Genomic DNA, 6,037 nt, shown 5'->3' with positions numbered 1-6,037 from the left:
ACGGGCAGCCTCGCCGGCGCCGCCGCCGCCACCCTCCTTGTCACACACGCGGCGGCGGCGCCGGCGAGGCTGCCCGTGCTGGCGTGGGAGGCGTACTCGTGGGCGGGCGTCACCTTGAGCGGCGGCCGGGTGTCCGGGGGGCAGGGCAGGCTGGTGCGCTGCTCGTGGCAGATGTCGTCGTGCAGTGCCTCGAAGGCCGCGGCCCTGGCCACCGCCTCGGTCAGCTGGGTGCCGCGCAGCACACCGTCGAGCACGAGCGCCAGCGGGGTCTGGCCGACGCCGTGTGCGGCGGCGTTGGCGGCGGCGAGGACGAGTTCCATGCCGTGGGTGCCGAAGCGCTGCTGGAGCAGGGCCCGGAAGCGGGGGTTCTCCCGCAGCAGTGTGACGGTGGCGGTGACGATGCGTGAGGTGGGCGGCAGGCGCAGGGACCGGCCGGCGAGGGCACCGGCGGCGCCGGCGGCGTCCAGCAGGATCGCCGCCGCGGTGTGGCGCACCTCGCCGGGGTCACCGGGGTGGGTGATCTCCTCGGCCTCCGGGTCGGCGCCCTCGGACAGGCCGAGGCGGGTGGCGAGCGCGGTGGCCCGCTCGCTGACGCGGTCGGTGACGGCGTCCTCGGCGGCGGTGATCACCAGGCGGGACAGTCCCTCGTCCCAGTACGCCGCGATGACGTCCGGGTGGTCGAGCAGTTCCCCGGCGACCTCGCGTGCGATGCCGCCGATCTCGCCGTCGGAGCGCCGCAGGGCGATGTGGACGCGCTGCCCCGCCTTCCAGTGCCGGCCGCCGGACAGGGCGTTGCGCGCGACGTTGCGGACGCGCCGCGTGGTGTCGTAGGCGGACGTCACGCCCTGGGCGGTGCTGCGGGCGGCGCCCGCCGCCGCCCCGGCCATGGCCCCGACGAGCGGGGCGGCGTCGAAGCGTATGAGCATCTCCTGTTGTCCCGACTCAGCCGGTGGGCCGGCTGTCGTGTCCGTGCCGTTGGGCCTGCTCCCGGTCCGGCTCCTCGCCGTGCGGGTCGTGGTGTGCGGTGGCCTCGGCGACCTGCTTCAGCGCGGAGGCCGTGACGGTGTCGCCCACCTTGGCGGGCTGTTCGTGCACATGGTGTTCCGGGCGGTCGTGCCGGTAGTGGGAGGCGGCGAGCTTGTCGCCGGGGCCGTACGAGGAGGTGCCCTCGTCGTCCGGCCTGACCTGGACGCCGGCGCGGCGCTCACGGGCCCCGGCGGCGGTCTGCGTGCCGCCGTTCGCTGACGCGCCGTCGGGTCGCTGTCCTGGCTTCGGCTGGGTCAGCCAGGCGACGGCCGCGCCGGTCAGCGCCACCGGCCATTCCACCACTCCGGCCACGCCGAGCACTCCGGCACCGGCGTAGACGGCCATCCGGCGGCCGCGCGGCGACACCGCGCCGATCCGGTCCAGGGCGTCTCCGGCCACCTTGCCCACCTGCTCCGCACCCGGCAGATGCCTCAGACCCGAGGCGACGGCCCGCAACGGCTGCGGAAGATCGGGCGAACGTGATGTCTCCTGGTTCATGGCGACCTCCACATGCGCGTTGTCCAGCGGCTTCAACCGGTTTCCCAGCTCTCTGCCCCATATTCCGCCTTTGCCGGAGCGAGCGCTTGTCGTGTCCGGCCGAGGACCCGGTCGGGTCTCAGCCGATGGCCCGCAGGACGGTCTCGCCGTCGTGGACGCCGCCCATGCAGCGCTTGGTGTACGACTGCCATTCGTCGCCCACGGCGGAGATGATGACGGCTCCGCCACCGGCGATGCACTGGCTCGCGGTGACGTCCGCCGGGCGGTCCGCGGCATGCGCGGGCACGGCGAGCACCGTCCCGGCCAGGGCGGTGAGCAGGGCGTACGGCAGCTTGTTCACGGGGGACTCCTTCGTCCGGGACGATGGCGCCGGTGCCATGCCAGCGTCACCAGGGCGGACCGGGGCTGCCACCGGACGTGGTCCGCCCGGGCCGCCGCGGGGTGGAGGGCCCGTCCGCCCGGCAGACCCATCGATGCAGTCGCCGGCGCGGCCCGGCGGGCCGTAATCCGGAGCAGCCGACGCGACTCAACGCGGCCCTCGCGGCTGGACGCGGCCGTCGGGGCTCACCACAGTCGTCGCAATCGGCGCAGCTCCTCGCTTCCGGCGCGGGTGCAAGCGCCCCGGCGCTCGTCGGAGACCTCCCGTGTCGGCGTGACGGCTCCGGGTACTCAGAACTGGCACGCAGGCCGTCACGGGTCCGGGCACCGCGCGGCGGCGGGTGCCCGGTTCGGCGAATGGAGTGGTCATGACGCAGAACGGTGATGACGCGACGCTCGTCCGGCGACCGGGAATCCCCGATTTCCGGCTGGCTCCGGACCAGCCCGAGCCCGCGCCGCCCGCGCCACCACAGAACCCGCAGGCCGACGAGCCGCCCCAGGAACTGCCCCTGGACCGCAACCAGGCGATCCTGGAGGCCGCCAAGCAGGTCGGTGCCGTGCTGAAACGCAAGGGGCACCTGTTCGCGCTGGCCGGGAGCGTGGCCGCCTACGCCCACGGCGGCGAGAAGAACCTCCAGCACGACGTCGACTTCGCCATCCGCCCCGAGGACGCGGACGCGGTGGCGGCCACGCTCCGCGAGGCCGGGCTGACGGTCTACAGCCCGCCGGAGGACTGGCTGATCAAGGCCACGTGCTTCGGCCAGCCGGTGGACGTCATCTTCGAGCTGGCGCACCAGCCGGTCGGCGCGGACATGCTGGAGCGGGCGGAGGAGGTCTCGGTCGACTCGGTGCGCATGCCCGTACTGGCCCCCACCGACCTGCTGTGGAGCCTGATCGCCGCCTTCTCCGAGCACCACTGCGACTTCGGCGCGGCCCTGCCCATCGCGCGTGCCCTGCGCGAGAAGGTCGACTGGGAGCGGGTACGGCGCGAGTGCGGGGACGCGCCCATGCCCGCCGCCTTCTTCTTCCTCCTGGAGCGCCTGAACGTCATCTGATCGCATGTGATGCGGAAGGAACATCCATGAGTACCCACGGCTCGCAGCACCCGGGCGGCGGGGAGCCCGCGCAGAACCTGGACTACCGGATCGCCCACCTCCAGGAGCGTCTCGCCTCCGGTGAGCTCGGTGAACTGGGCGTCCGGGTCGAAGCCCGCGGCCAGACGGTGCTGCTCACCGGCACCGTGCCCTCGGCGCCCTGCCGCGACGAGATTCTGCGCACCGTCCACGAGGAGCTCGCCGGGGTCCCGGTGCACAGCGACCTCGTGGTCACCGAGACGTCCTCCCCCGACCACGCGGAGGAACTGGCATGATCCGCATCGCAGCCGTCGGAGACATCCACCTGGGCAGCGGCGACCAGGGCCTGCTCCGTCCCGCCTTCCAGACCCTGCCCGAGTGTGCCGATCTCCTGCTGCTGGCCGGGGACCTGACCCGGCACGGCACCCCCGAGGAGGCCCGGGTGGTGGCACGGGAGGTCCAGGGTCTCGGGGTGCCCGTGGTCGCCGTGCTCGGCAACCACGACCATCACGACGACCGGCCCGACGAGGTCACGGCCATCCTCCGGGACACCGGCACCCAGGTGCTGGAGGGGCAGGGGACGGTCGTGACGAGTGGCGGGGCGCGGATCGGCGTGGCCGGCACCAAGGGGTTCGGCGGCGGCTTCGTCGGCCGCTGCGCCGGGGAGTTCGGCGAGCCGGTCATGAAGGAGTTCGTCAGGTACTCGCGCCGGTGCGCCGACAGCCTGCGGACGTCCCTGGAGCGGTTGGGCGAGGAGGGCTGTGACGCGCGGATCGCCCTGACCCACTTCTCCCCCGTCCCGGACACGCTGGCGGGCGAGCCGCTGGAGATCTATCCGTTCCTGGGCAGCTATCTGCTGGCCGAGGCGATCGACACCGCCGGTGCGGACCTTGCGGTGCACGGGCACGCGCACGCCGGCACGGAACACGGCATGACGAGCGGCGGCGTGCGGGTGCGCAACGTCGCCCAGCCGGTCATCGGGCGGGCCTTCCACGTCTACCATCTGCCCGTCCACGACCACGCCACCACCGGAGCCGCCGCACCCGCGGCCCGCTAGACAGCCGCGTCACCCATCCGCCGCCGGCCGACGCCGGCGGCGTTCTCGTGTCCCGTTCCGCTCTCGTACCGCCTCTGGTGTGAACGCCCCGCACGTCGTGCCGCTTTCAGGCATTTTGTCTGCTTAGCATGCTTGCTCCGCGCCCCGTACGAGAGGACATCAGATGGCGCTGACGGGCCGTCAAAGACCACCGTCCGAGCATGCCTTCTCCCCGCACGACGCCGTACTGCGCACCGCGGCACCGCATCTCGCCCGCCGCCGCTTCCTGACCGTCACCGCGGCGGCGGCGCTGCTCGCCTTCTCCACCAACCGGCCGGCCCGCGGCGCCACCGCCGCTCCCGAGCTCGACGCGGCACGGATCACCGACGACCCCTTCACCCTCGGCGTGGCATCCGGCGACCCGCTGCCCGACTCGGTGCTGATCTGGACCCGGCTCGCTCCCGAGCCGTTCGCGGAGGACGGCGGCCTGGGCCGGCAGCGGGTCGCCGTCCAGTGGGAAGTGGCCCTCGACGAGTGGTTCGTCATCGTTCAGCACCAGGGGGTCGCCACGGCCCACCCCGAGTACGCCCACAGCGTGCACGTCGACGTCAAGGGCATGCTGCCGGACAGCCACTACTACTACCGGTTCCGGGTGGGCTCCTGGATCAGCCCCGTGGGCCGCACCCGGACGGCGCCGGCCGAGGGCAGTGACACGGACAGCCTCCGACTGGCCGCCGTCGCCTGCCAGGCCTACCAGGACGGCTACTACACCGCCCATCGTCATCTGGCGCAGGAGGACGTCGACGTGGTCTTCCACCTCGGCGACTACCTGTACGAGTACCCGGTGGACTCCGCCGGCGGGCATCGCCGCTACACCGACCGCAAGCTGCCCGACGTGTTCAACCGCGAGACCACCACGCTGGCGGACTACCGGCTGCGCTACGCGCTCTACAAGAGCGACCCGGACCTGCAGGCCGCGCACGCCCGGCACCCGTTCGTCGTCACCTGGGACGACCACGAGACCGAGAACAACTACGCGGGCGCCGTCGACGAGAAGGGCAGTGCTCCTGAACAGTTCCTGGTGCGGCGTGCCGCCGCCTACCGGGCGTACTGGGAGAACCAGCCGCTGCGTGCCGAGCAGCTGCCGCAGGGGCCCGACGCCCGGTTGTACCGCCGGCTGTCCTGGGGCTCGCTCGCCCAGTTCGACATCCTCGACACCCGCCAGTACCGCTCCGACCAGGCCTACAACGACCGGCCGCACGCGCCGGGCCCCGAGTCCGACGATCCGGCCCGCACCCTCACCGGCGCCGCGCAGGAACGCTGGCTGCTGGACGGCTGGCGGAACTCCGCCGCGCTGTGGCACGTGATGCCCCAGCAGGTGTGCTTCTCCCAGCGCAGGTTCGACCTGACCGCGTCGGCCCCGGTCTCCATGGACGCCTGGGACGGCTACCGCGCATCCCGCGACCGCGTCATGGCGGGCGCGAAGGCCGCGGGCGTCGACAACTGGATGGTCCTCACCGGCGATGTCCACGTCGGGTACGCCTTCGACATCAAGGAGGACTTCGACGACCCGGCGTCCAGGACGCTGGGCACGGAGTTCACCTGCACCTCCATCGCCAGCGGCGGGAACGGCGCCCGGAAGCCCACCGAGTGGGACACGTACATGAAGGCCAACCCGCACATGAAGTTCTTCGACGGCCGGCGCGGCTACGTCCGGGTCGCCCTGGGCCGCGAGAACGCCCAGGCCGACTTCCGGACCGTCTCGGCCATCACGACGCCCGGGGCCGGCGTCTCGACGGCCGCGTCCTTCGTCACGGAGGTCGGTTCGCCCGGCCTGAAGTCCGCGTGACTCGCCTGACGTCCGCAGTACTGCACTTGGCGCCCCTTCCCCGCGCCAAAGCGCGAAACGCGGCGGCCCGGGACATCACTCCGGGCCGTTCCGGCAAGGCCTATGGCCTTGTGACCGTTCCACCGTGAGCGAAGGAGACACACCGAATGGCCCACAGACATGCCGTGACCGGCCGCC

6 protein-coding genes and 1 pseudogene are annotated in these 6,037 nt (G+C 72.8%); 4 read left to right on the top strand and 3 right to left on the bottom strand.

Annotated elements, in window-relative coordinates:
- From CCL05_RS39240 to CCL05_RS39230, 3 genes and pseudogenes are all read right to left on the bottom strand, one after another.
- Positions 1-926: pseudogene (locus CCL05_RS39240) on the bottom strand (cation-translocating P-type ATPase); the annotation flags it as partial.
- A gap of 16 nt (positions 927-942) precedes the next feature.
- Positions 943-1,524: a hypothetical protein gene (locus tag CCL05_RS45420; RefSeq protein WP_167409703.1), complete on the bottom strand. Its 582-nt coding sequence runs from the start codon at positions 1,522-1,524 to the stop codon at positions 943-945.
- 118 nt (positions 1,525-1,642) lie between these two features.
- Complete coding sequence (locus CCL05_RS39230) at positions 1,643-1,864, bottom strand: hypothetical protein (RefSeq protein WP_086565384.1); 222 nt, start codon at positions 1,862-1,864, stop codon at positions 1,643-1,645.
- Positions 1,865-2,270: 406 nt separating this feature from the next.
- Between CCL05_RS39230 and CCL05_RS39225 the strand changes: the two genes are divergently transcribed.
- The 4 genes from CCL05_RS39225 (at position 2,271) to CCL05_RS39210 (ending at position 5,860) form a co-directional block, all read left to right on the top strand.
- Positions 2,271-2,957, top strand: coding sequence for a nucleotidyltransferase family protein (locus CCL05_RS39225; RefSeq protein ID WP_107400575.1), 687 nt, complete (start codon positions 2,271-2,273; stop codon positions 2,955-2,957).
- A gap of 26 nt (positions 2,958-2,983) precedes the next feature.
- A complete protein-coding gene (locus tag CCL05_RS39220; protein ID WP_086565383.1) occupies positions 2,984-3,271 on the top strand; it encodes a BON domain-containing protein in 288 nt (95 codons plus the stop codon).
- On the top strand, positions 3,268-4,032 hold the full coding sequence (locus tag CCL05_RS39215; protein ID WP_086565382.1) for a metallophosphoesterase family protein: 765 nt from the start codon (positions 3,268-3,270) through the stop codon (positions 4,030-4,032). The genes CCL05_RS39220 and CCL05_RS39215 overlap by 4 nt, the downstream gene beginning before the upstream one ends.
- 163 nt (positions 4,033-4,195) lie before the next feature.
- Entirely contained in the window at positions 4,196-5,860 is a 1,665-nt protein-coding gene (locus CCL05_RS39210; RefSeq protein WP_086565381.1) for an alkaline phosphatase D family protein, read from the top strand.
- Positions 5,861-6,037: the final 177 nt, after the last annotated feature.

The sequence above is a fragment of the Streptomyces africanus genome (assembly GCF_002150735.1).
In the GTDB taxonomy this organism is placed as follows: domain Bacteria; phylum Actinomycetota; class Actinomycetes; order Streptomycetales; family Streptomycetaceae; genus Streptomyces; species Streptomyces africanus.
Note: the sequence above shows the minus strand (reverse complement) of the source record. Positions and strands in the feature narration are given on the sequence as shown.

Coding starts and splice junctions, on each gene's coding strand:
- CCL05_RS45420 (WP_167409703.1), bottom strand. CDS start 1,524: ATGAACCAGGAGACATCACGTTCGCCCGATCTTCCGCAGCCGTTGCGG.
- CCL05_RS39225 (WP_107400575.1), top strand. CDS start 2,271: ATGACGCAGAACGGTGATGACGCGACGCTCGTCCGGCGACCGGGAATC.
- CCL05_RS39220 (WP_086565383.1), top strand. CDS start 2,984: ATGAGTACCCACGGCTCGCAGCACCCGGGCGGCGGGGAGCCCGCGCAG.
- CCL05_RS39215 (WP_086565382.1), top strand. CDS start 3,268: ATGATCCGCATCGCAGCCGTCGGAGACATCCACCTGGGCAGCGGCGAC.
- CCL05_RS39210 (WP_086565381.1), top strand. CDS start 4,196: ATGGCGCTGACGGGCCGTCAAAGACCACCGTCCGAGCATGCCTTCTCC.